Source organism: Bacillus sp. FSL R9-9834 (genome assembly GCF_038006905.1).
Lineage (GTDB): Bacteria > Bacillota > Bacilli > Bacillales > Bacillaceae_G > Bacillus_A > Bacillus_A pacificus.
This window is the reverse complement of record NZ_JBBOWD010000001.1, coordinates 1,051,955-1,077,139: the sequence shown is the minus strand read 5'-3', so window position 1 is coordinate 1,077,139 and position 25,185 is coordinate 1,051,955. Positions and strand designations below refer to the sequence as shown.

Below are 25,185 nucleotides of genomic sequence, written 5' to 3'. Positions count from 1 at the left end.
AATAAAGAGTGAATATTCAGTCTATTTTACCACAAAATTCCTAATTATGTAAAAGAACGCTCAGTATATTTCTAAGCGTTCTTTTACAACTATTTAAGAAGCTTTCTTCAAATCAATTTGAGCAAGTACTGGGTCGTGGTCACTTACACGTCCATGTTCTTTCATAATGTTTGAGTTTAAGTGTACTGGATCTACGATTGTGTGTGGTGCAATGTTGTTTGTTACTAAAATATGATCTAACACTTGTGCATTTCCTTCATGGATGTACGTGTAGCGATTTTCTTTCGGCACTGTGTTTAACATATTTTTCAAGATTGTTCCTTCTAACGTTTTTAATGGTTTAGCGAACTCAAAATCGTTCATATCCCCTAACACAACAACTGGTGCATTCGTGTTCTTTTTCTGAATACCTTGTACGAAATTGTTTACTTCTTGTGCTAATTGAACTCGTTTTTCTTCACTTTTTAATACGAGCGGTTGTACTTTTCCAAATGGCGTTGCATCTCCTAGTTTTGAGTTTAAGTGATTTGCAACGACGACGACGTTTTGTCCTTGGAATGTAAATTCTGCCGCAAGTGGTTTACGTGTACTTTCAAACAATGGGTTTTCGTCTCCAATGCGAACGACATTTTTATCAAGCAACTTCGGTACCGCTGCTAATTTCACGCGTGATGGGTTGTAGAAGAAACCGACGCGAATATTCGCTCCTGGCGCTCCACCGTCTAGATTATTATGCGGAGCAATTTCTACATACTCATACTTTGGCCCGCGAATTTCTAGCACCGCATCAATAATACGTTTTGCGCTTAATGAAGCATCTGTTGTACCGTCATTAATCGTTCCATTATTATCTTGCATTTCCTCTACCCCGATAATATCTGGCATTTTTAAATTGTATTTAATAGAATACGCTAACGCCTTTACTTTTTCATCTGTTGTTTCTTTTTTATTCGCCGAGAAGTTTTCAATGTTATATGTAGCAACTGTTAACTTATCAAGACGCGGCTGAATATTCGCCCCTACTTGCTTAAATCCACCGTCTACTACAGATGGTAATTCCGTTATTGGCGAAATGCGGAACGCACCATAATCATATCCGACTACTCCTGTTATATCTCCAGTGAAAGTATCTCCTACTTTCGCTACATAATCACGAGGTACTTTTATAGAAAGACGCTCTGGATTTAATTGATTTTCATCTAATACAGGTGTGCCATATTTTGTTACGACTTTATTCCCACCATTTTTCACTGTTACATATAAATTCCCGTTTTTCTGAGGGGCAATAATTTTTGGCGTTGGCATCGTAACACGCATACCTTCTATACTTTCATAAAAGTCGATTGCATCTTCAGTTGGATCAAATAAACCAAATGCATCATTATCGATAATTTGATCAGGAATTTTCACACCGTTTTCTCCAAGTACAATCGGTGCTGGTAAAGCTTGATCTTTTGCGATTACAGCAACGCGACTCGCTTTAATTTCCGTCGTCGTTAAGTCTGTTTCAAACCTTTCTGCATATCCAGGTCCAACATATTCTTCTACTACTCCATCAACTTGAATAAGATCTCCTACTGCTACATTTGCATCTTTTTTGTATACGTACATACCTTCTGAAGTAGCTGGATCATTATCTGGCTGGTTGTCTTCTATATAAAAACCATTTTTATCAAGTGCTGTTACAACGCCTTCCACATTGTATACTTTCTTCCCGTTGTAAGGAGAAATATGTGATTTTCCTTGAATATCATGAATACGAACTGGCTCATTGTTTACGATAATAAATGAAAATGTTGAAACTACTGAAGAAGTAAGCCCTTCTTTTTCAGCAATTGCTTTCACTACACTATTTTCATTCACTATAATTTGTCCATTATAACGAACACTTTTATTTGTAGGGTTAGAACCATCTAACGTGTAATAGATTGTTGCTCCTTCTGTATTCGTTGTTAACGTTACCGCTGTTCCTTTCGCAACTTCTCCGCCACTAGGTGAAGCTACTACATCGCTAACACGGTTTTGTCCTTCTCCTTGAAACTTATGAGCTGTTACTGATTTTAAACCTGGGCTACTAAAATATAATTCAAGCGTCCCTGTTAAACTAACTTTCTTCCCAATATTTTCAGGATGATCTTTTACGTTTACTGCCGCTCTCACATCGCCTTTTGGCAACTGAACAGGCATGATTTTGTCTGGATTCGTTTCATTTGGAGAATCGGCAATTGCCACATTTGTGTCGTCAAACTTAGCCGGATCCTTCGTGTACTTAGAAGGGCTTTGCGTATATCCAACGATATATCCTTCCACTGTCCCCTTCGTTTTCCCTTGCTGCTTAAATACTTGAATTGCTTTTTCTACTGACATAGAAGTAGTTTCTTCTGCTTGTACTAAAGTTCCAGTAAATGAAAGCAATAGTATGAATGATAAAAAGACACTTAACAATTTCTTCACAGCCATTTTCCTCTCCCTATTTCATATTTTCTCAGCATTTCTATCATATCAAATGATTCGTTATATAGAATGATATTTCGACAAGTTTTACAAAAAATTAATCTAATTTACTCGTTTTCAAACAATAATACAAAATAATAATTTTACACCTTCGACGAATGCGTTTTATAATATGAAAGAGAAAAAACAGAAATATCGAAATTTAATTGGCATGTAAAATGGATTCATTTGAATAGGAGTGATTGGATGGAAGTGCAAACAGAAACATACCGCGCAGCTATGAATGGAACATTAGAACGTCATTTTTCAGATATGGTTGCTGTTATACCAACTAGAATTACAATTGAGCAATTAAAACAGCGGCTAGAAACTATCGCTACTAAAGTTGATGAGTTAAAAATTGTTTATAGTGATGAGACAAGCCTTATCGTTGAGTTACATATGGATGAAAAAGTCATACCATATGAACTGCATATTGATGAGGCGAATGACCCAGAAGAATATAAACTGTACAATAGACAAGATTCTACAATCGTAGATCGTCATTTTGAAGATGCGGCTTTCGGTACTGAAATTTTCACTCGTACGCTATTTGTAGGCGATGTACTGGACTGCTTTTTCCAGCAGTTACAATTTTTATGGAACCTCGCCCCAGATTTGTTATTTGTAATCGATTCAAGTGCCGCAATGAAGGTGATATCTAGAAGCTATATTGAATATCACGTTGAAAATGAATTATTACCTGACATTCCTGACTTATACGTTATTCATTCCGTTTATGAAGACGATAAAGAAGGCGAGCCTACGCAATATTGGTTTCATACACACGGCCTTTTAAGAGCGGGCGTAACAGAAATAGAATTAATTATTCCAAATCGTATTTCTTCCTACTACGGCATTGGTGACCTCTTTCAAACATTTGCGAATAATGCCGTTGAGAATGGACAAGTCCCTATGAATGAGCCTATCGTTATCGCGCATAGTCAGCAAGGTTCGATACATACAGTAGCTGTTCCGTGGGAAAAAGGATTATCTTATATTGGGCATAAAACGAGTATGGATCAATTATCTTCAATTGATAATGAAGAAGTGAAGCTACAACCAATAGATGCACAAAACACATTCTTAGGCGGGATGGATGACCGCGATGAATACCATCAATCACCATCTGTTCTCTTGTTCAAATTTGATACTTCAGAAGAATGTATCGAAAGCTTTTTCAAAGAACACGAGGAAGCTACAGGACTTATGTTCTATAAAACAAATAGTGAAACCGATCGTATGGCTTACAATGCGAAGAATACTTTCGGGTATTTCAGCAACATTTTTCATATTGAACAATCAAATGAAGATTTTCGTTTCCTAGCTAAGTTTGGTGTCTCCTACGAAGAAGGAAAAAGTGAGCATATGTGGTTTGAAATGCAGCATATTACAGAAGACTTTATTCAAGGAATACTCATTAATGAACCATATTTTATAGCAGATATGAGTGCAGGAAATAGTTATCCTTTAGATTTTGATAACTTAACAGAATGGATTATTTATGCAGGAGATGCAGTGATAAAGCCAAATAACTTATATATGTTTATTGGTGAATAAGTAACAAAACGCCTTCAATATGATTGAAGGCGTTTCTCTTTACTGTGCGATTAATTCCGTATCCATTACTTTCTCCAAATGAGCTAGCACACGCTTTGCTGCTTTCTCACCTTGATCAATACAGTCCGGCAGACCAGAACCAGCGTAGGAACTACCAGCTAAATACACACCTGGAAGCTCTTGTTCCATAAATGTTGTGAGTTTCTTCATTCGCTCGTTATGACCTACTGTATATTGGGGCATCGCTTCTTTCCAGCGGCTTACGACTGTAAACTCTGGATCTTCTGTAATATCCATCGTCTTTCGTAAATCTTCTAGTACGAGCTGAACGAGTTCCTCTTCTGTTTGTTCTACAACTGCTTCATCACCAGGTCGTCCAACGTAACAACGAAGTAGCATTTTTCCTTCTGGCGTTGCATGTGGCCACTTTTTATGTGTCCACGTACATGCTGTAATTGTATAATCACTATTTCGAGAGACAACAAATCCTGTACCATCAATATCGCGCTGAATGGCTGATTTCGGGAAAGCCATTGCTACATTTGCAACTGATGTGGACGGAATGTTGCGGAAGAAACGAAACTGCTTGTACTGTGCAAACATAGATGGCAATACTTTATGCGAGCTTGCCACTACGACCGCATCCGCTTCTATTTCTTTTCCGTTACTAAGAGTAATCGTATAGCCATCACCCTGTTTTGCAACTTTTTCAATGCGAGTGCCCTTTATTATCGTACCTTCATGCATCTTCATTTCGAGAGATTCTACGATAGATTCTAAACCTGTTTTCACTGTTTGGAAGATTCCTTTTTTCGGTTCAGCTTTCTCTTCTTTCGGAGCGAGCGTACGCATACCGAGTGAAATACTGCGATGTTTCTGCTCAATTTGATACATTTGCGGGAATGTTGACATTAAGCTCATTTCATCAATATCTCCTGCATAAATACCCGATAATAATGGTTCTATTAAATTTTCAACTACTTCGTTTCCGAGGCGGTTCCTGAAAAAATGCCCGAGTGATTGATCAGATACTGGCTTTGATCTCGGCATTAATAGATCAAAACCAGCTCTTAGTTTACCAATTGGGGAGAACAGCCCGGAAAATAGAAACGGCGTAATTTGCGTTGGAATTCCCATCATTGATCCGCTCGGCATTTTATGTAACCGATTGTTTACGAGGATAAATGATTGACCGGCCTCATTATTTACAAGTTCATCGCCAAGACCTAATTCTTTCACTAATCTAGCTGCACTTTCTTTTCGTGCTAAGAAAGAATCTGGTCCGCGCTCAATTGTAAATCCATCTTTTCGAACGGTTTGAATTTTCCCGCCAAGTTTACCCGATGCTTCTATAAGTAATGTATCGATCGGCAAGTTGTTGTCACGAATATCTTTTTGTAAATTATACATCGTTGTTAATCCTGTGATGCCACCGCCGATGATTACAACTTTTTTCCTCAAGCAGGCTCCCCCTTTCTTCTTACAGTACAGATTCTTTTTTCTTTAATACAACATCTGTTAAACAATCAATAAATGCGTCCGATGCATTTGGCATTTCTGGACGATAATATTTCGCGCCAATTTCATCTGTTACAACTTTACACTCAAAGTCGTTGTCATATAAAACTTCTAAATGTTCCGCAACAAATCCAACTGGTGCATATACGAATGAAGTATAACCGTGCTTTTCATTTAGTTCTCTCGTTAAATCTTGTACATCTGGACCAATCCAAGGATCTGGTGTGTTTCCTGCACTTTGCCAGCCTACTGCATAGTTTGCTACTTCAGCGCCCCTTGCAATATAATCAGCTGTTTCATTTAATTGATCTGGATATGGATCGCCCATTGCGATAATTTTTTCTGGTAAGCTATGAGCTGATACGATTAATACTGCTTTTTCACGTTCTGCGTCTGACATACCGTTATATATACCTTTCACTGCATCAACCCAGTACTGGATAAATTTCGGTTCTTTATACCAGCTATCGATGCCGTGAATTGTTAAGTTTCCAAGTTTCTCAGCTTCTTCTTGTGCTCGTCCAACGTATGATTTTACGCTAAACGTAGAATAGTGCGGCGCAAGAACAAGTGCGATTGCATCTTGTATACCGTCGTTATGCATATCTTTCACTGCATCTTCAATGAACGGTTCAATATGTTTTAAGCCAAGATACATATGGTACTCTACTTCATCTTGTACTTCATTTAAACGCTTCTCTAACTTCTTAGCTTGCTCTAATGTAATAGTAGCTAAAGGAGAAATACCACCAATTGCACGGTAACGCTCTGTTAAATCTTCTAGCATTTCAGGACTTGGCTTTCTTCCTCTGCGAATATGTGTATAGTAACGTTCAATATCTTCTTCTTTATATGGCGTTCCGTATGCCATTACAAGCAAACCAATTTTCTTTTTCATACAGCAATGCTCCTTTACTTCGCTAACTGCCCTTTAGAGTATTCATGAATAAATGTAGTTAAACGTTTTAATGTATCTGGATTTACTTCTGGGAATACACCGTGACCTAAGTTAAAGATATAACCCGGCTGCTTCATCCCTTGATCTAAAATACCTTTTACATGTTCTTCAATAACAGACCATGGCGCAAGTAAGAATGAAGGATCCATATTACCTTGTACCGCCTTATGAACGCCGCGTGCACGTGCCTCTTCGATTGGTAAGCGCCAATCTAAGCCTACTACATCAAGCGGTAAGTCGTGCCATTCATTTACTAAATGTGCAGCTCCTACGCCGTGCATAATCATTGGAACACCCATCGTACGAACTTCTGCAAAAATACGCTCCATTGCTGGTTTAATAAATACGCGGTAATCTGCTACATTTACTGTTCCAACCCAAGAATCGAAAATTTGAACTGCTTTTGCTCCTGCGTTAATTTGCGCTTTTAAATATGTAATAACCATATCTGCTAGCTTATCCATTAAAGCGAACCAAGCTTTCGGTTCTGCATACATGAACGCTTTCGTATTATGGTAGTTACGAGATGGACCGCCCTCAATCATATAGCTCGCTAACGTAAATGGAGCTCCTGAAAAACCGATTAACGGTACGTCTAACATTTCTGTCGTTAATAAACGAATTGTATCTAATATGTACGGTACGTCATCTTCTGGATTGATTTCCCCTAGTTTTTCTACGTCTTGTAAAGAACGGATTGGATTATCAATAACTGGGCCAATACCTGATTTAATTTCTACATCCACACCAATTGCAGGTAGTGGTGACATAATATCTTTATATAGAATTGCTGCGTCTACGTTATATTGATCAACTGGCAGTTTTGTAACGTAAGCACATAACTCTGGATTATGTGTAATTTCAAATAAAGAATACTTTTCTTTTATCTTTCTATATTCCGGCTGCGAACGGCCTGCTTGACGCATATACCATGCTGGTACATAATCAGTACGTTCCCCCCTACATGCTTTTAAAAATGTCTCATTTATAGTTCTTACCAAGACCCTTGCTCCCTTCCTTACCAATGCTTCGAATACGTTCGATATTTATCTTTTTTTACTATACAGCTTGTAAAAACAAAATGCATAATATTATGTACGTTGTTCATTAAATTGACACAAACATTCTTAAAAACGCTTACTATTTTCACAACATTCTTATTATAACACAGAGAAAAACTATGGTTTAGCTACTTTTGACTTTTCTCCTTCACGATTCGTTTGTGTGTTATATGGCACAACGTAAAAACTCGGTTTTGAAAAGATGTTAACGAACTTTTCCTCATATTCCCCGGCACCGTTTACAGTACCTACATGCGTATGAATTCCATTTTCCACTCTATAAATACGATACATAATTCTTTCATCTGGAAGTGGTGTCCAGCTTAATTTCGCTTTAAATAAACCGAAAGGACTAAATGCTAATTTCATTTTCACATCTTCAATCTTGCGTAGACGAATCGGAGCACCGATTGTTTCCACACCTTCTGGTTTCCTAAACTGCTCTTTCTGTTCTACATTTGCTTTCGTTAAAATTTTCTTAAACAATTTCGTTGCTGACGCACTTTCTCCTTGCAACTGATGCTCTTTATCTATGCGGTCATAGCCAATCCAAACAGCGCCTACTAAATTTGGCGTATAGCCAACGAACCACATATCTCTCGCTCCATTATTGTCATTTGGTAAGGAAGTTGTACCTGTTTTCCCAGCTAACGCCCCGTTATATACACCGGCTTTCGCTGTCCCTTCCTTTACAACTCCTTCTAACATTTTCGTCATATACCAAGCCGTTTGTTTCGAGAAAATCTTCGTTTCTACTTTTGGCGATTCTCCAATGACTGCGCCGTGTCTATTTAACACTTTATCAATCACGTGCGGCTCAATAATATCACCATTTGCTAAAAACGCACGGTACATTTTCACAAGATCAAATGGTGAAACCCCGTTTTTTAATCCGCCAAGCGCTGTACTTAAACCAGCATCAGCAATATGAACATTTCCTTTCTCTAAATATTGCTTTCCTTCTTCTACCCCTAACTCATTTAATAAAGAAACTGCCGGTACATTTGCTGACTCTAAAATCGCATCGTACATCGTCATTTCTTTCGAATACTCATGATTATAATTTCGAGGTTCATACCCTTCAAAAGAATGTCTTTCATTCTTTAATAAAGAATACGGATTATACTTTTTCGTTTCGAGTGCTGGCGCATAAACGATAAGTGGTTTTAGTACAGAACCGGGCTGTCTTTTTGCAAAAATACGATTAAATCCTCTCGGGACGTACTTTCTTCCGCCAATTGCAGCTTTAATACCGCCCGTACGATTATCCATTAATAAAAAAGCACCTTGCGCCCCCTCTTCTTTCCCAGGGAAATTCCTTGCATCTTGAAACTGGTTATATGCTACCTTTTGAATCTTTTCATCCATCGGTACAACAAACGTATACCCTCCGCGAAGTACTTCTTGATGAGACAATCCGTATAAACGTGCTGCTTCATCTATGACCATATCAATATACGGCATATATGCGAGTTCATTTTCATCTAAGTTTTTATATAGAGCAATTGTCTTCCCTTGATAACGTACGCTTTCTTCGGCAGTCAAATAGCCTTGTTTATGCATAAGTGACAATACGAGATCGCGGCGTTCTTTACTCTTCTCTGGAGAAAAATAAGGTGAATAACCGTTTGGCGACTTCGGAAGACCTGCAAGCATTGCGCCCTCTTCTACTGTTAAATCTTCTACATTTTTATTAAAATATAACTTTGCTGCAGCTTGAATACCGTAAGCTCCATGGCCAAAATAAATATGATTCATATACATTTCAAGAATTTGTTGTTTCGTATATTTTTGCTCTAATTGAAGGGAAATTGCGACTTCCTTCAACTTACGCGTAAATGTTTTTTCGCGAGTTAAAAAGACGTTTTTAGCAAGTTGCTGCGTAATCGTGCTACCGCCTTCGACCTTCTCTCCTGCTAACGTATCTTTATAAAGGGCCCGAAATATAGACGGATAATCAATTCCTTGATGCTGATAAAAACGAGAATCTTCCACCGCAACGAACGCCTGCTGCACATATTTCGGAATTTGCTCGATTGGCACTAAGTCTCTATTTTCTACGTATAATTTCGTAATTTCTTTCCCTTTCTGGTCAACGATACGTGATGAAGAGTGGAAAACGAGCTGCTTTTCATCCATCATATAGCCACCAGCTAACACAATTAGTTTATAAAGGACAATCGCTAATAGTAGCGTTGCTAACCCACCTAATAAAGTCCACTTTACTTTCTTCATACATCGGCCTTCTTTCCAAATGATGGTACATTTATTATTTGAAAAAGAGGTATCTTTATGTATATAATCTTCGAAGTTTTTTAAGAGAGTTGATATAATAGAAACAAATAAATAAGGGGGCATTAAAATGAAGGCTATTATTTCATACGAAACACCTCTAGAACAAGCACATTTCACTGCAAAAAATGATGAAAAAAATATGTTTTATAAAGAAAATACAGAAGAATCTGTAGAAGGATCTCTTAAGTATGATGTACTAGACGCTGTTGGAGAATTTAAAGGTCAACCTGGCTATATCGTTTGTAACAACATTTCTGTCACAGACGAAGGTCGCCCTGTATTTGAAAACCGTTTTAAAAACCGCGCAGGCCTTATTGAAAACGAACCAGGATTCCAAGCGATCCGCGTTCTACGCCCATTAAGTAACGATACATATGTCATCTTAACGATGTGGGAAACAGAGCAAAACTTTAAAGACTGGACAGAATCACGTTCATTCGAAAATGCTCATAAAAAACGCCCCGCCCAAGCAGAAGGACAAGCTCCGGCGCATCCACATGCAGAACAACAAAAGAGTATTTTCTCTCGTCCATCTTTCGTGACTACTTTTGATGTGTTAGTTTAGGGGTTGGGAATTCGAAGGCCACGGTATGTGAAATTATATCGGCGATTTTCCGAATATATCGGCGCAACTTGAAATATATCGGCGATTTTCCGAATATATCGACTTATCGACAAATGACGACATAAAAAGGAAACACCGTTACACGCCGGTGTTTCCTTTTTCTTTATACCAATTATATATACAAAGCGCATCTTCTTTTTGCATATGCTTCACTTTGTAAGGATGCCCCGCTACCGATACGACAGCTGTACATAGCTCGTCTTTCTTTTGAAAATACGATTGACTGTATCCGACTGCTTGCACATGCCTTCTTCGCATGATTCCTGTATATTTCGCGAGTCCTCGGTACACCATGACTAACTGATTGTCTCGTATCATATAACCACTACTTGTATACCGCGCGTATGCAAGTAACGTAAATATAATACATAGTGGTATGAGAGTGAATAACGCGATATTTTGTTTAAAATATATACTCGCACCTATGATTGGCACAGCGAGTACGGCACTTGTAATCCAGCCCATGATGACGTAACGACGTAATGCAGCCTTCGGTAAATGAACGATTTCCTCTTCCATTTCATACGGCAACTGTAAATATGCGAGTAACTGCTGCACATCTTTTTTCTTCATAAAAGGATGTAGCATTACTTCATTTCCCGCCGCCTCTATACTTTGAATAACTTCTACTTCGACAGAGCAATATCCGAAAGGCTGGCGGAGAATACCTTCTTTCACCGTAATCGCTTGAATACGGTGTAATTTTAAAACAAACTCTTTCTTATCAAATAAACCTTGCACGATACGAACTTCATTTCCGTTTCGCTCAATTTTAAAGTTCGCATATTTTAATGCATAACCGGCTGTTGAAATGACCCACGAAACTGCCATTAAAATCGCCGCCATAACGATTAATTCATATACACCGTTATCCATCACATACGCTTCCACTTTATTGATGAGCCATTTTGGAAGAAATTCATTAAACTCTGTGTAAAGGATGACTAACATTGAAAACACTAATCCGAATCTACCAGATGTAATAGATGCTGCTAAAATTTCTTTCGTTGTTAACTGATATACCGTCTTACTTCCTTCTTCCGTAGGCCCTTCTTCACTCACAACACTTCTTTCTTTATGTAATAAAGTAATGAGTTCCTTCGCTTCTTCTTCTCTAATCCCCGCCAACATCACTTCTGGCTCAGTACCGCCGCCGGCCACTTCAATATTTAATTTCGTCAGTCCGAGCACTTGATAAATGATGTTAGAAGACGTACTAATATTTTGCACACGTTCTTTATTTAAGTAACTTTCTTTCTTAACGAACACACCATGCTTTATATGTAAAATATTACTTTCAACCCAGTACACTTTGAAATACCATTTTATAGCTGAGAAAATTGCCATAATAAATAATACGGCCAAAAGGACAAGATGTAAGAAATACCAAGGTTCTACTTCACCATCTGAACGAAATAGAACGAGAAAAATAAAAGGCAGTAAACCTGCAATTCGAATACCTAACAATATTGTGATCGGATGTTGCCTCTTATACATCCTCATCACTCACTTTCGCAAGTTCTCCAATTTGTCTTTTCAGCTGCTCTGCTTCTTCTTTCGTTAAACCTGGAATACTATGAGAAGTTGCTGCTGTTGAAATATGTAATTCTGCTAAATTGTACTTTCTCATAATCGGGCCCTGCTCAATCGTTACGTGCTGCACGCGAATCATCGGAATAAGTACGCGTTTTACAACGAACATTCCCTTTTGAATCTCAATCTCTTCTTCATTTAATCTGTAACTATAATAGCGCTGACGTAAATTTGGAAACACAAAATAATCAAGCGGAATAAATAAAATAGCGCCTGTTACTAACAAGCCAAACAACCAACCCCACCAATTAAAATTGATCATAAAAAAGAAATATGCAATTACGACTGCTAGTATAACTGCCGCCCCAATTAAAGCGTGAATTCGCCACACTTTCAGCATATTAGAATGAATCTCCCTTTCTAACGGCTGCATTTCATCACTCCAATTATATGAATTTATTACTTATATATTAGTTGGTATATACATATTTGTAAAATTATCCCGCGTTAACGGGCAGTAAAACTCCCCCAAAAATTTCAGCTGGAGCAAAGAAGTTAGAGGAACGATCAACTGCCCGTAAACGTCCGATTGGTTCAACTAATAATCAGTGGGGATGAGTCTCCCACTGATTAAAGTTTCACTTTATAGTTTTTTACATCGTATCGATTATTTCTTTAAAATTCCCTTCATTAATAGAATACACTTGAAACTGAATGTAATCTATCTCATTCGTATCTAGTTTAGCAAATGGCAAAATGTTAAATTTAGAAGCTGATCTTCCTAACATATCTACAATCATTAGAGAAACATCAATATGGTCGAAATCTACACGGAATACTACCGCTTCCCCTGTAAATTCATAATCTTTAATCGCATCATAAGACTTATTCGCACTAATGAGCATCACTTTTAATAGTTGGTTCAAATTTTCTGGTTTAAAATTAATCATATACGTGGCTCCTTTTCCAACAAAACACTATAAAAATAGTGTAATCTTATACTTTCATAGCTTCACACATCAATTATATTAAAAATAAAGCTAGTTTTTTATAAATTTTTTGATATAATTACTTACGGGAAAAGGGAAGAATTTTGTCTTCCCTTGTGTTTTTATTTGCATCTAGTACTTTTGCTAGATGCCTTTTTTTATGCTAAAAAGGTATCCTCAAACACTTTGAGGATACCTTTCCATTAATTTAGTGCACTTCAACAATTGTACCATCTTCAAATACTTTAAATACGCCAGTAAATCCTGATCCAGCTGCGCCTTCTATTTTATATGTCGTACGCACTCTAATTTGATAATATTTCTTTCCATTCTCTACTTGCGTATTTTCTAGCGTATAATCATAGTCTTCTTTATATTCATTTTTAATATATTCTTTCGCTTTCTCAAAAGTAAATGCATCTTGAGTCTTTCCTGTCTCTACTTTTTGGTTCTTTTCTGCTTCTACCTTTTGATTCTTATCAGTCTCAGTTTTTTGGTTCTTTTCTGTTACTACCTTCTGATTCTTTTCTGTCTCAGTTTTTTGAGTCTTTTCTGTTGCTACCTTTTGATTTTTTTCTGCCTCAGTTTTTTGAGTCTTTTCTATTGCTACCTTTTGATTCGTTACTGCATTTGTTTTTTGTGCCTTCGCTGCTGCTTCATTCTTTGCAGTTTTTTCTTCTTCATTCATTTTAGTAACTAATCCTACCGCTTTTTTATTATATTCTTCAAGATTTTTGTTATCTTTTGTTTCTGAAACTAGCTTATTTAATATATCTTTCGCTTCTGCGTAATTTTTCTTATTTATTAACTCTTCACTTTTCACCAGTTGCTCGCTATACTTCTTTTTTTGTTCGACGATAGCTAATAATGCTGTTCGTTCTTCCTTCGCTTGTTTTACAAGCGTAGTATTTCCATTCTTCATGTTCTCTACTTTTTCAAATGACTTGATTGATTCTTCTACCTTTGTTTCTTCTTTTAACTTCACAGCTTCAATCATTACTTTCGTTTGTTCTACAAGCATCTTTGCATCCGAATCGTCTTTTTTCTCATCTAGCGCTTTTTCAAATGATGATAAGGCATTTTTATATTCTTTATTCGTTAACGCGGTCTTTCCTTCATCCATTGCTTTGTCAAAATTCCCATTACTACATCCAGCTAACATTAAAAATGTAAGTCCAATTACCATTAATAACTTTTTCATTTTTTCTCCTCCTATATATCCCCTAAAACACTAGCTTTATATGTATAAAAGTCTGTGTAGTAATTAGACTGAAAGTAAAGATGTACTTTGTGTGTGGGAAAGGAAGTACATTTCATTTACTATCATTACTTAAAACTCCTAAATAGTTGGTAGTTGGTTTTCTTCTTCTTTTAAAGACAGAAAGGAATTTTAATAATGTGCGCAAAGTTCTCACCAGGCTCTTTACTACACACACTCTTATACACATAGAAAAACTATTTTTATTTTTTAAACTTCATATATCTTCTGACGATTCGATACGCACTTCATTTTGTAACATATCGAAAAACAAAAGAAAACAAACTGCAATATAAGTTACAGTTCGTAACTATCCTGTAACACAAATGTAACACAGGGTTTTTAAACATACAATAGTTTTTTTTACATTATTTTCCCCACTTTCTATATTTTAAAGCGTTAATCCGGTTCCAATCCTTAATGTAATACGTATTTTCATAACAATCGCGCTAAAAAAAGAATTTACATTTTTGATTAAATTGAAGGATATACCCCCTTAAAAAGAAAAAATACGCTATTCTTTCCTCCTATGAACCTACAGGAGGAAAGAATAACGTATTTTTCAAAAATGAGTTCTTTTATACAAACGCTTTAGTTCTATATCACAATTAAAAGGGCAATCAACGCTAATATAGCTGGAAGCCCTTGTTTCACAATAATTGATTTATTAGATGTGAAACCGCCGAACAGAGCTGCTACTACCACACACATTACAAAAAATAATTGAACCATATAACCAATTGAATTGAAACCAAGTATAAGTCCCCAAATGAGACCAACAGCTAAAAATCCATTATATAAACCTTGGTTTGCAAACATAATGGCTACGTTTCGATCTCCTTCTAAATGCTCAGGTAATTTAAAAGCACGTTTTGCCACTTTTGAATTCATAAAAAACATTTCGAGGATCATGATAAATAAATGTTCTAATGCTACGATCCCGACTAAAATAGCTGCGATTATTTCCACAGTATTGCGCCCCCTCTATCTTCGCTTTAATCTTATAGCTTATATAAAAATCCGACATCGTCTGAATAACACGTTTTCAAAAATTCCTCCTTCTTACTTATTAAAACATTAATTGACATATCAATATTTGATATGTCAATTAATATACAACTCCCCTTTTAGTTTTGCAAGTTTTTTTTGTTCAATTTGTTTTATCCCACTTTAATGGGCAGTAAGACCCCCATCTCAAAATTCAGCGAGAGCAAAGAATTTAGGTGGGGATCAACTGCCCATTAAAGTCCGATTAGTTCAACTAATAATCAGTGGGGATGAAGAAAACCCACACTGATTAAAGTTTCACTTTATTTTGTTCCATCATCTTTAAATCAATTCAAATCCTATGTTAGCTCCCTAGAAACTATACTGTTTTTTTAATAACTCCATAAAAGGAATCAGCTATATCGTCAAATTAATAATTCATTGTCTCCAAAAACGAAAATTTTATTTCTTTTCTATTAAGAAAGCTCATTTTTATTATTTTAGGGCCAGTCCATTTTGTAAGCTCTATGGGCATGGGATTACACCAACAAAACAAGAATTTCATACTTAACAAAAAAGCCTACTAATGAAAGTAGACTTAAATTTTTTTAGGTTATTAACTTAATAATTTATCAGTTCATTTTCAGGGGTTTGAATAATAACAGGTTTTTTCCCTGGATCAATCCATCTTAAAATATCAATCACATTTTGTTTATCTACATCTGTACATCCTTCTGTCCATGAAGTAGAAACATGGAAGAAGATTGCACTTACTTTGTATGGTGTACGTGATTCCGTATTATAATTAATTACGAAGCTATAATCATATGCTGGGATATACATATTTTCAGCTGATTTCCATCTACCTCTTACAGGCTTTTCCTGCAGCGTATTATAGTATGGAGATTTAGAATCATCTACCCAAACATGATTTGGTTTTGCTTCCAAACTTTCGCAACGTTATTTTCTTACATAGTATTTAATTCACTTGATTATCAAAAGGGAATCCTATTATTTATGTATATTAGTGTTATCAGTCTTAAACTACAAAATAAATAATCAAAAGGTTTCCTATAAACTCAACCACTAAAAATCCTCCAATCCATTAAAATGTATAATTAATCTTCAGTTTGCTTTAATCGAAATATACTTATTCCTTTTTCCTTAGCCATGTTTTCAAGATTGCTTTCTAAATACTCATAGACTTCTTCAATAGAATCTTTAGACAGAAAAATATGTTCTAAATTCAAAGGATCTTTAACCGTTATACTTTTTTTAGAAAAAAGATTTATGATTTGTGGCAAAATACGTATAGTTTCGCACTCTAAATGTAAACGTCTTCCATTTTCAAAGCTGAGAATTAAGTCTAAACTAATTCTCGTTCCAGGAAGGAAAAGAACCGCGGTGGGCTTCTTAACAACAGAAATTTCTATATCGCTAATTTCGCTGTACATAAACTCTTCTACCGGCTCTTTCTTTTTTTTATTTTAAGCGCCTCACAAAGGGTGATGGTAATATTATGCTCTCCCAAAGTAGTTATACAAAAAGGGTGTAATTTACTAGCATATGTAGGATAATATCTTCCTTCTAATTCAATAAATGTTGGTAATATTCTATTTTCGGAATACAACAAAAATTCTTCCTTTTTCATAACCATTCCACCTTATAAATATATTATTAAAACAACATTTAACAACAAATGCTTAAATATATCACAAATAAAATCTAAAATTTTACTAATCAGGATAAAGTTGGTCTATAATTATTTTACCACAATCTCGAATATATGTATTGTCTTGTCCGTATTTCAGACATTTTTCTTATTTTCACTTATATTTATCGATTTACTGCCAGTATTTTATTTAAGAAAAGAAACACATCCACCTTCCGATTGCTACGTTTATGAACGATCTAATGGGTAATTATACAATCTCTTCTAATCCTAAGTTGGAACAAATACAAACTGCTGATTTATAAACCACCTATACTTCATCATATGAATACTTTTAAAAGAATACTAACGTCCCTATAAGAAAAGTTTTAGGAGCGAACTCCATTCGTCAACTACCCCCACTGAGATAAAACGTTTCAAATGAAACAACATGCGAACATGTTCTTCATCGTAATTCCTTTTGACTCAAGTAGTCGAATTATAATGATAATCATAATCATCGTTTAATTTCGTTGTCTTACAATCCATTCCCTCCTTATCTATGCAGATTATATCGTAAAACGAAAAAAACATTAGCACTGGGAAAATTACTATGAGCGAAACAAGAGAGTTCAGCCTACCTTCTGACAGCAATTCATCTCCACCTGAATTGTTGGGTTTCACCCGTAACACAAATCAGATGGAGTCTTCTTGCCGAAAAGGATAAAAAAACAGCCCGCCTTCCGCAAAAGACGAGCCATTCCATTTAATTTTCACTTATTCTCTTCTTATACCAATCCTGCATTCTCTCCGCATCCTCTACTCTCGTATGCTCTAATTTATAACTTGATGATGCACTGGAAAACTTATACGTACATAAATCCGCGCGGCGCTGGAAATAGGATTGCGTCTTCTCCATTGATTGGACGTGTCTTCTTCTGACAAGTCCGGTATATTTTCCGACGCTGCGATATACAAGCGTAATTTGCTCTCCATTTACACTGTAACCATTTGTTTTAAATGTTGCGTATCCAAGTGTAAAGATGAGAATCGCGAGCGGAATGAGTGCCCACATAATGAAGTGCTTTTCAAAGTATATACTTATTCCAATAAGCGGGATAGCTAACATTGCGAAGAAGATGAAGCTATCAATGAGATAGCGGCGTAATGCTGCTTTTGGTAATGAAATAATATTTGTATTCAGTTCGTATGGTAGTTGTAAATGCGCGAGTAACTGTTGTACTCGATCTTTTCGAATGATTGGATGGAGTGTAACTTTCTCCTCTTTCCCCTCACTTTGAATGACTTCTACTTGCACAGCACAATAGCCGAACATTTGACGGAAAATGCCTTCTTTTATCGTAATCCCTTGAATACGATGTAACTTTAAGACGAGTTCTTTTTTCTCAAGTAATCCTTGTGAAATGCGGACTTCGTCATTTTTTCGATTTACTGTGAAATCTCCATGTTTTAGCGCATAACCGATTGTAGATATAACCCACGAAAGGGCAAGCAAAATAGCTACCATGAAAATCCAGCCATATATGTCATGTTCCATTACATACGACTTTACGCTATTCTCTATCCATTTCGGAATATACTCATCTACTTGGTGATACACGAAAAAGATTAACGAGAATAATAGCCCAAACTGACCCGATGTAACAGAGGCTAATAAAATTTCCTTCCAAGTCAATTTATATTCTGTCGTTTGTTTTTCTTCTGTAATGATTTCTTTTTCTACTGTATTTTCTATTGCTTCGTCTACCGTTTCTTCTGCTTTCACTTCTGGAGTTGGCTCATTGAGTAAGGAAATAAGCTCCTTCGCCTCATCTTCCTTAATTCCAGCTAAGCTTACTTCTGCATCATCGCCTCCGCCAGCTGTTTCGATTTGAATTTTCTTTAAGCCAAGCATTTGATATATCACGTTAGAACTTGTATTAATCGTTTGAACACGTTCTTTATTTAAGTAGCTCTCTTTCTTCACGAAGAGACCTTGTTTCACATGTAATACGTTATTTTCAACCCAATACGTTGTGTAATACCATTTTTCAAACGCTGAAAAAACGGTGAGTAAACCGAATGCAGCAGGAATTAAATACCAAAACGGAAATTTTCCGTTTAAACTAAACATGAAAATAATGAGTGGGATAAAGTCTGTTATTTTTAATTCTAATAACATCGTGATCGGATGCTGCCTCTTATACATCCTCATCACTCACTTTCGCTAATTCTGCAATTTTCGTTTTCAACATTTCCGCTTCATACATCGTTAAGCCTGGGATGCTGTGAGAAGTTGCTGCTGTTGAAATGTGCAATTCTGCTAAGCCATATTTTCTCATAATCGGCCCTTGTTCAATCGTAACGTGCTGTACACGAATCATCGGTACTAATACGCGCTTTACGACGAAAAGGCCGTGCTGAATTTCAAGTTCTTCTTCATTTAGTTGGTAGCTGTAATAACGCTGACGTAGTTTTGGGAATACGAAGTACTCCAATGGTGCTAACGCAACTGTTAACCCGATTAACACGTACAAAATCCACGCCCACCAATCAAACTTTATCATGAGGAAAAGGTAAGCTAAAATGACAAGAATACCGATCCCTTCTTCTATTACAGCCCGAACTTTCCACACCTTGACCATGTCAGGGTGAATTTCATTTTTCAATGGCTCCATGTAACCACTCCAAATCTAGTAATCTAATATATAAATAGTCTCAATCTATATTTTACGTAACCTTACAGAAAATTGAAATTTAATCTTCTTTCTTCTCAGGAATAAAATATCCGAACCAAAGTAGCCAAATGAAACCGATTAACTTCATCCAATTTCCATCCGCTTGAAAAGCTTCAATCATACCTGGTATTTTATAAATCCCAATAAATCCAAGAAAACCGAGCCACCAGTTTTTTTGCATTTTCATCTTTATTCCTCCTTCATGACCTTTTTCACATTTCGAATCCAAATTTCTTTATACTTTAACTGAAATCCCATGAGCATGTAGTTGCTCATATTATCGATCACAAGCGCCAACGTATGAGCATTTTCTTCCGTTGCCTGTTGTGACACAACGTCAAGTTCCACACCTTTCTTCAATAAGTCGTGGAAACCATTTAAAAACTCTTCTTGTATTTCAAATAAGCGTTTCTGATACTTTTCATTTCGCGCCGCAGTTACGATAAATTCATTTATGACGCGCAGTATTCCTTCTTGTCCTTCATACTCAGAGAGCATATGTAAACCATCTGCGATTAACTTTTCTGCAAAATTTTCTTTCGTATATTGCTCTTTATCAAAATAACTCACGAAATGATACCCAGAAAAAATTTCTTCAAATAAAAAGTCCACTAACGCTTCTTTAGAAGAAAAATGATAATAAATAGCCGGTTTTGAAATACCTACCTCTTTCGCAATCATGGAAAGGCTCATCTTCTCAATGCCGTGCTCTGCCATAAGTTTAAATGACGCCTCTACAATGTTTTGCGATGTTTGTAAATTCTTTGTCATACTGTACCTCACTTGTTTTTACTTACCGGTCGGTAAGTAAATTATAAAATGAAACGAAATGATTTTCAAGTTAGTTAGCGCTTCAGAAGGTATTTATTGGAAAAATGTAGAAATTTATAAAGTAAACGCAACATATAACAATAAGGAGGATATCATATGGGACTTGGTGGTAAAGGCGGTAGTGGTGGCACTGGCGGCGGTGAAGCTGGACAAGCTGGTAAGAACGGATTTTCATTCATCATTGTACTTTTTATCGTATTGATTATAGTTGGAGTTAGCTATATCGGACTTAGCTTCTAAGAAAAGGCGCCCTACATTACACATGTAGGACGCCTTCCTTTTAATCCTTATTCAATAATCGCATACGATAACAATTCATCGTTACTTCTCCAAGTCTTTGCAATAATTGATAGTTCGCATATGCGCCGACCGGGGCACCGATTATTGGTACGAGCTGAAGCATTTTTGCTAAATCGATATAGTCTCGGTACTCTGTTTGGAACTTTTCCCAGTCCATATGATTTTCTTCTTCTGTATCCCACGTTTCGATTGCTTTCCATATTTCTTTTCGGTGGTCGTCACTTGAAAAGGCAAGCTGGAAAACGTGAAGGATAAAAAGGCGCTCTTCTTTATCGCTCGTATCAAATCCGTACAATGTTGCTGCATCGAATAAAAATTTAATTTTAATACCGAGTAAAAGCGGAAAGTCAGCAAGGCCAAGGAGAATACCGCCTGCTCCCGTCCCTGCTCCTTCTGCCGCTGCTATTTTTTTGTACTCATCCATTTTTTTACGTACTTCGTCGTCTCGTCTTTGCAATGACCAGTTCGTCTCTTTTAATTTCGGCTTTATAAAGTTTGATCCGGCGCTAATCGTTTGCACCATCATCCGAATCGTTTCCGTTAATACTTTTTGTACTTTCGCCGGAATAAGCTGTTGTACTTTCGTCTGCACTTTCTTTGAGAACCGTGTCATCATAGAAGAATCTTTCATGAATGTAGCTTTCCACTGCTCCAGTTCTTTTATAACCTTTTCTTCATATGTAATCATAGGTTCATTCCCTTCAATTTAAACGCTCAATACGTTTTGCCCCGTATTGATAAACGAAACCGATACTAAATACTATGCTTACGACTAATAAAATTCCCGTCATTATGAAATCTTTCGTCGCAAGTACAAATATGATTGTAAAGATAATACTACCTGTAATAAGGATCGCATTTAATAAAGTAAGGAAATCTTTCTTCTTCTCTTCTCCGCCTACTGGGTACAAATCAAGCCAAATTTTCATGCGGTGATGTTTCCATAAAGTTAATAGCTGATAACCAATTAAGTATAGGAAGATAAGGCTTACGATAAATCGTCCATATAAAAACGGAATGAAGTAAAGAATAACTCCTCCAAGAACGAGCAGGCGTACATATAAGCCGAAATAGTTACCAGATCTTAAGAAAGTTCTCGTATATAAGTATAAATATGTACGCTTTTCGCCGATCATTGAAAGAATAAAATCAAGCCATTTTCTACGTGCTACTCTCTCTTTTAATGCTGGTACATCAACGAACATATTCGCGATGCGGTACAACAGCATCATCTTCTTACCTTCTTCAGAAATTAAATATTCCCAGTTTAACGGCTTTCCCTTCACCATTTGATACATAATCGCAAGGTATAACACCATGAGAAGGACGATTCCACCAATAAACATAACGGAAGTACGTTCTACAAGGAAATACACAAATAAGGCGTTTAAAATAAATCGAATGAACCAATCGGCTCTTTGTATATTTTGATCTGTTAAAAATGACTTTTCCCACGCTACAAATAAATTCCACGCTTTTACAATGACAAACGCGATTACAATCCATATGTAAGTCGCTCCTGTTTGCTTCATTTGCTGGAAGTATAACGGGGCAAGCGCTGCCGCTACAATTGCGATTATGTACAACTGAATCATAAACGTAAAAAGAAACGCCTTTGTAAAATATGGTTTTAATTTTTGTTCAACTGGCAGTAAGTAAACGAGATCCGCTTCTTTTAATAACGTTTGAATAGATCCGGCCGTTAATACGAGTCCAAGTAACACTGCCATAACGAGCGCAGTCGGAAATGAAGGTGTTAACGTTTGTAACCATTGCTGGTAATAATACGCTCCTGCGCCGATGATGAATACGAAAATAAATTTTAAATGATCATTAAATACGTATTTACTATATGTACGAACTTCTTGTAGAAAGTGACGAAATCGTTCTTTCCATAACGCTGTGCTATTCATAATCTTCTTCCTTCGTTAATGCAATATAAATATCATCTAACGTTGCACCTGGCATATGAAACTGTGATTGCAGCTCAGATAACGTTCCCTTCGCTCTTACTTCGCCTTGATGCAGAATAATGAATGAATCACAATAACGCTCTGCTGTCGCTAAAATATGTGTACTCATTAAAATACCTGCACCGCTCTTTTTCATTTGATCCATCATTTGAAGGAGTGATTGAATCGCTAACGGATCAAGCCCAACGAACGGTTCGTCCACAATATAAAGAGATGGCTCCACTAAAAATGCACTCATAATCATTACTTTTTGTTTCATCCCTTTTGAGAAATGAGACGGAAACCATTTCAAACGATTTTTCATACGAAATTCTTGTAATAATTGTCCTACACGTTCTTCATATTGTTTTTCATCTACACCGTAAGCCATCGCTGTTAACTTCAAATGTTCTTCTAGCGTTAGCTCATCATATAATACTGGTGTTTCTGGGATGAACGAAAAACTAGAACGGTACGCTGTCATATCATCACGAATTGTTTTCCCATTAATTGTGACAGTTCCTTTTTTCGGTTCCATTAAACCGATAATATGTTTAATCGTCGTACTTTTACCCGCTCCATTTAAACCGATTAAGCCGACAAGTTCGCCTTTATTCACAGAGAACGAAACATCTTTTAATACAGGTCGTTTCGTATATCCTCCTGTAACATTTTCTACACGCAATAACTCGCTCATACGACACCACTTTCTTCATTTATATTCGTTCTATATTTATCTTACCAAAAATTACGCTGTACTACATAGTATCGATGCGTTCAAAAAAAATTTAAATTTGTTCGCATATATTATTACGAAAGCGGACATCATAATTATTGAAGAAGGAACACATTGAAAAAGCGACCACCTATTGATGAGTACAACAACATAGTGAAGTCATCATGAAATGGGGTGTCCATGTTGGACAAAGAAATTTACACATAACCAGATCATTTGTTTCATTTTCGAAACGGGGTGTCTCTGAAAGAGCATATACTGTTTTAAAAAATAAACAATTTCATTTTATAAAAGATTGCAATTCATTTCACTTGAAAATGGGGTGCCTACGGCAGAAACTTTAGCCGATTTACCGTGCATTTCTTAAATAAATGAGGTGTCTGCGAAACGTAAATTACGATAATGCTTTTTCAATCCCTCTTCAGAAAACAGGAAGCTGAGTCAGCTTCCTGTTTTTCGTGTTTGTTCTCTTATGTAATTATGGTAAAATACGGCTAAGGATATTTGAAAGGATGAGATCAATGAATCATACAGCGGACAATTGTATTTTTTGTAAAATTATTGACGGGCAAATCCCTTGCTCAAAAGTATACGAAGATGAACATGTGCTTGCATTTTTAGATATTAGTCAAGTAACAAAAGGACATACTCTTGTTATTCCAAAAGTTCACAAACAAGACATTTTTGCGTTAACGCCAGAAATCGCATCACACATTTTTTCTGTCGTTCCGAAAATCGCAAACGCGATTAAAGCAGAGTTTAATCCAGTTGGCTTTAACCTACTTAACAACAACGGTGAAAAAGCTGGACAAACTGTGTTCCACTTCCACCTTCATTTAATTCCACGCTACGGTGAAAACGATGGTTTCGGTGCTGTTTGGAAATCACATCAAAATGAATACACTATGGAAAATTTACAAAACATCGCAAGTACAATTGCAAATAGCGTGAAATAGTGACACTATAATAAGTAGTCATACATAACAAGCCACTTTCCTAAAGTGATTAAATATGGCACGGCTTGTTTCTCCACTTAAGATGCCAGGGACTATACACTTTTCCCTTGTCTTAAAGATATGCATATTTTTTCACATCATGAATACGAACAAAAAATAAGGAGGTCTCCTTTTATGTCAAAAGCTAAATCCTTTATTACAGGTGTCATTTGCGGCGGAGCAGTTGCTGGACTAGCTGTTCTTTTCTCAACTCCTTCTTCTGGCAAAGACATGCGCGGTAAGTTAAAAGAAAAAGGAAATGATATTAAAAAGACTTTAGCTGATATTACAGCTGATACAAAATTATTAAAACGTCAAATCGTTGAAACTGCTTCAGAAGGTAAAGAAGTGTTCCAAGAATTAAAAGACGACATGCACGATACACTTTCTAACTGGAAGCAAGATATTTCTCAAAACAAACGACATATTGAGCAAGAGATTTTGGACATTCAAAAATCAATTGAGAAACTACAAGAAGCTGTTCCGGAAAAAGCGTAAACAAATTCCTGCTTAGTTTTTTGCATATAACAAATATTTTTTATATAAATTGACCTTAACACGGCATATCACATAGATATGCCGTGTTTTTATGCATTTACAATATATGTTATCACTTAACATGTATGGACAACACATGTATTCATGACTTATAAACCGCTTCCATAGTTATGCATGATTTGTATAGAATGTCGTTTTTTTAAAAAA

General features: G+C 36.3%; 24 protein-coding genes and 1 pseudogene. 5 read left to right on the top strand and 20 right to left on the bottom strand.

The window, feature by feature from the left end:
* Positions 1 to 93: 93 nt before the first annotated feature.
* Positions 94 to 2,460, bottom strand: coding sequence for a DUF6359 domain-containing protein (locus tag MKY00_RS05580; protein ID WP_016716727.1), 2,367 nt, complete (start codon positions 2,458 to 2,460; stop codon positions 94 to 96).
* Between the two features lie 240 nt (positions 2,461 to 2,700).
* Between MKY00_RS05580 and MKY00_RS05575 the strand changes: the two genes are divergently transcribed.
* A complete protein-coding gene (locus MKY00_RS05575; protein WP_016716726.1) occupies positions 2,701 to 4,053 on the top strand; it encodes a DUF4026 domain-containing protein in 1,353 nt (450 codons plus the stop codon).
* A 39-nt stretch (positions 4,054 to 4,092) separates the two neighbouring features.
* Here the strand turns inward: MKY00_RS05575 and hemY are convergent, their stop codons facing one another.
* The 4 genes from hemY to MKY00_RS05555 all read right to left on the bottom strand — a co-directional run bounded on the left by hemY (position 4,093) and on the right by MKY00_RS05555 (position 9,825).
* Entirely contained in the window at positions 4,093 to 5,514 is a 1,422-nt protein-coding gene (gene hemY / locus MKY00_RS05570) for a protoporphyrinogen oxidase (RefSeq protein ID WP_016716725.1), read from the bottom strand.
* A 19-nt stretch (positions 5,515 to 5,533) separates the two neighbouring features.
* Entirely contained in the window at positions 5,534 to 6,469 is a 936-nt protein-coding gene (gene hemH / locus MKY00_RS05565) for a ferrochelatase (protein WP_000726775.1), read from the bottom strand.
* 14 nt (positions 6,470 to 6,483) lie between these two features.
* Positions 6,484 to 7,530 (bottom strand): uroporphyrinogen decarboxylase, encoded by a 1,047-nt coding sequence (gene hemE, locus MKY00_RS05560; RefSeq protein ID WP_000252614.1) that lies wholly within the window; start codon positions 7,528 to 7,530, stop codon positions 6,484 to 6,486.
* Positions 7,531 to 7,707: 177 nt separating this feature from the next.
* Complete coding sequence (locus MKY00_RS05555; RefSeq protein WP_016716724.1) at positions 7,708 to 9,825, bottom strand: transglycosylase domain-containing protein; 2,118 nt, start codon at positions 9,823 to 9,825, stop codon at positions 7,708 to 7,710.
* A gap of 127 nt (positions 9,826 to 9,952) precedes the next feature.
* Between MKY00_RS05555 and hmoB the strand changes: the two genes are divergently transcribed.
* Positions 9,953 to 10,450 carry a heme-degrading monooxygenase HmoB gene (hmoB, locus tag MKY00_RS05550; RefSeq protein WP_000644055.1) on the top strand — a complete coding sequence of 166 codons (498 nt, stop codon included), beginning with the start codon at positions 9,953 to 9,955 and terminating at the stop codon, positions 10,448 to 10,450.
* Positions 10,451 to 10,588: 138 nt separating this feature from the next.
* On the opposite strand, the gene MKY00_RS05545 is transcribed toward hmoB, so the two are convergent.
* From MKY00_RS05545 to MKY00_RS05490, 12 genes and pseudogenes are all read right to left on the bottom strand, one after another.
* The gene (locus MKY00_RS05545; protein WP_016716723.1) at positions 10,589 to 12,007 is read right to left on the bottom strand and encodes a PH domain-containing protein; all 1,419 of its coding nucleotides are present in this window, start codon (positions 12,005 to 12,007) and stop codon (positions 10,589 to 10,591) included.
* Positions 12,000 to 12,476 (bottom strand): PH domain-containing protein, encoded by a 477-nt coding sequence (locus MKY00_RS05540; RefSeq protein WP_001182705.1) that lies wholly within the window; start codon positions 12,474 to 12,476, stop codon positions 12,000 to 12,002. The genes MKY00_RS05545 and MKY00_RS05540 overlap by 8 nt, the downstream gene beginning before the upstream one ends.
* A gap of 220 nt (positions 12,477 to 12,696) precedes the next feature.
* Positions 12,697 to 12,993, bottom strand: coding sequence for a hypothetical protein (locus MKY00_RS05535; RefSeq protein ID WP_016716722.1), 297 nt, complete (start codon positions 12,991 to 12,993; stop codon positions 12,697 to 12,699).
* Between the two features lie 247 nt (positions 12,994 to 13,240).
* A complete protein-coding gene (locus MKY00_RS05530) occupies positions 13,241 to 14,233 on the bottom strand; it encodes a hypothetical protein (RefSeq protein ID WP_016716721.1) in 993 nt (330 codons plus the stop codon).
* Positions 14,234 to 14,887: 654 nt separating this feature from the next.
* Positions 14,888 to 15,259: a DUF1304 domain-containing protein gene (locus tag MKY00_RS05525; RefSeq protein ID WP_000402488.1), complete on the bottom strand. Its 372-nt coding sequence runs from the start codon at positions 15,257 to 15,259 to the stop codon at positions 14,888 to 14,890.
* Positions 15,260 to 15,898: 639 nt separating this feature from the next.
* Positions 15,899 to 16,213: pseudogene (locus tag MKY00_RS05520) on the bottom strand (L,D-transpeptidase family protein); the annotation flags it as partial.
* A 182-nt stretch (positions 16,214 to 16,395) separates the two neighbouring features.
* Positions 16,396 to 16,731 carry a hypothetical protein gene (locus tag MKY00_RS05515; RefSeq protein WP_016716719.1) on the bottom strand — a complete coding sequence of 112 codons (336 nt, stop codon included), beginning with the start codon at positions 16,729 to 16,731 and terminating at the stop codon, positions 16,396 to 16,398.
* A gap of 8 nt (positions 16,732 to 16,739) precedes the next feature.
* Positions 16,740 to 16,928, bottom strand: coding sequence for a hypothetical protein (locus MKY00_RS05510; protein WP_016716718.1), 189 nt, complete (start codon positions 16,926 to 16,928; stop codon positions 16,740 to 16,742).
* Positions 16,929 to 17,694: 766 nt separating this feature from the next.
* Positions 17,695 to 19,137 carry a PH domain-containing protein gene (locus MKY00_RS05505; protein WP_016716717.1) on the bottom strand — a complete coding sequence of 481 codons (1,443 nt, stop codon included), beginning with the start codon at positions 19,135 to 19,137 and terminating at the stop codon, positions 17,695 to 17,697.
* The gene (locus MKY00_RS05500; protein ID WP_016716716.1) at positions 19,130 to 19,606 is read right to left on the bottom strand and encodes a PH domain-containing protein; all 477 of its coding nucleotides are present in this window, start codon (positions 19,604 to 19,606) and stop codon (positions 19,130 to 19,132) included. Before MKY00_RS05500 ends, MKY00_RS05505 begins: the two co-directional genes overlap by 8 nt.
* Before the next feature lie 79 nt (positions 19,607 to 19,685).
* The gene (locus MKY00_RS05495; protein ID WP_016716715.1) at positions 19,686 to 19,853 is read right to left on the bottom strand and encodes a hypothetical protein; all 168 of its coding nucleotides are present in this window, start codon (positions 19,851 to 19,853) and stop codon (positions 19,686 to 19,688) included.
* A 2-nt stretch (positions 19,854 to 19,855) separates the two neighbouring features.
* Positions 19,856 to 20,437 (bottom strand): TetR/AcrR family transcriptional regulator, encoded by a 582-nt coding sequence (locus tag MKY00_RS05490; protein ID WP_016716714.1) that lies wholly within the window; start codon positions 20,435 to 20,437, stop codon positions 19,856 to 19,858.
* Between the two features lie 156 nt (positions 20,438 to 20,593).
* On the opposite strand from MKY00_RS05490, the gene MKY00_RS05485 reads away from it, so the two are divergent.
* Entirely contained in the window at positions 20,594 to 20,737 is a 144-nt protein-coding gene (locus MKY00_RS05485; RefSeq protein WP_000522750.1) for a YjcZ family sporulation protein, read from the top strand.
* Between the two features lie 40 nt (positions 20,738 to 20,777).
* Here the strand turns inward: MKY00_RS05485 and ecsC are convergent, their stop codons facing one another.
* The 3 genes from ecsC to ecsA are packed head-to-tail and all read right to left on the bottom strand — an operon-like array spanning position 20,778 to position 23,446.
* The gene (gene ecsC / locus MKY00_RS05480; RefSeq protein ID WP_000634125.1) at positions 20,778 to 21,485 is read right to left on the bottom strand and encodes an ecs operon protein EcsC; all 708 of its coding nucleotides are present in this window, start codon (positions 21,483 to 21,485) and stop codon (positions 20,778 to 20,780) included.
* A gap of 13 nt (positions 21,486 to 21,498) precedes the next feature.
* Positions 21,499 to 22,710, bottom strand: a complete 1,212-nt coding sequence (gene ecsB, locus MKY00_RS05475; protein ID WP_016716713.1) for an ABC transporter permease EcsB — start codon at positions 22,708 to 22,710, stop codon at positions 21,499 to 21,501.
* Entirely contained in the window at positions 22,703 to 23,446 is a 744-nt protein-coding gene (ecsA, locus tag MKY00_RS05470; protein WP_001292602.1) for an ABC transporter ATP-binding protein EcsA, read from the bottom strand. The genes ecsB and ecsA overlap by 8 nt, the downstream gene beginning before the upstream one ends.
* A gap of 560 nt (positions 23,447 to 24,006) precedes the next feature.
* Between ecsA and MKY00_RS05465 the strand changes: the two genes are divergently transcribed.
* Entirely contained in the window at positions 24,007 to 24,441 is a 435-nt protein-coding gene (locus tag MKY00_RS05465) for an HIT family protein (protein WP_001016840.1), read from the top strand.
* A 174-nt stretch (positions 24,442 to 24,615) separates the two neighbouring features.
* The gene (locus MKY00_RS05460; protein WP_000030301.1) at positions 24,616 to 24,978 is read left to right on the top strand and encodes a YtxH domain-containing protein; all 363 of its coding nucleotides are present in this window, start codon (positions 24,616 to 24,618) and stop codon (positions 24,976 to 24,978) included.
* Positions 24,979 to 25,185: the final 207 nt, after the last annotated feature.